At 54.9% G+C, this 517-nt stretch carries 1 pseudogene; it reads left to right on the forward strand.

Going from position 1 to position 517, the window contains the following annotated elements:
• A pseudogene (locus tag NW844_RS13150) lies at window positions 1-418 on the forward strand (hypothetical protein); the annotation flags it as partial.
• Between the last annotated feature and the right edge of the window lie 99 nt (window positions 419-517).

Below are 517 nucleotides of genomic sequence, written 5' to 3' on the forward strand. Positions count from 1 at the left end.
CAGCGGCAGGGGCAAGAGTCGCAGGATTGTCTGGGGCAAGAGTCGCGGCACTCATCCCCAGTCTGTTTTCTGGGCCTATTGCGAAGATCTGCGGCTACCTCACTTTCGGCTACATCCGAATATTCCCCTGTTTCACGACATCGCCAAAGCCTTTGGCATGCAAGATATCAACTTCGAGAGCCACCCTCGGTTTTCCCGCAAATACCTCTTGCGCGGAGAAGATGAGGCCAAGGTTCGCCTGCGCTTCGATCCTAGTTTTCTTAGCTTTTTGGAGCAACATGCTCCTTGTTGTGCCGAGGGATCCGGGCCGCAGCTTATCGTTTGGCGGGATGACCAACAGGTGAGTCCAGAAAAAATGGCAGACCGGCTGCGCTTCGGGGAAGAATGGGTGCAAAGACTGCGGCTGCGTCGCGTTTAGCCCTCCGGATCCTCCCTCAAGGCCACTCCCTGGGTATGATGAGAGGAAGAGTTTAAAAAACGTAACGTGTCTTCCTCATTGTCCCAGGCGGTTGTTCTG

The organism is Synechococcus sp. H55.2, from assembly GCF_047462495.1.
In the GTDB taxonomy this organism is placed as follows: domain Bacteria; phylum Cyanobacteriota; class Cyanobacteriia; order Thermostichales; family Thermostichaceae; genus Thermostichus.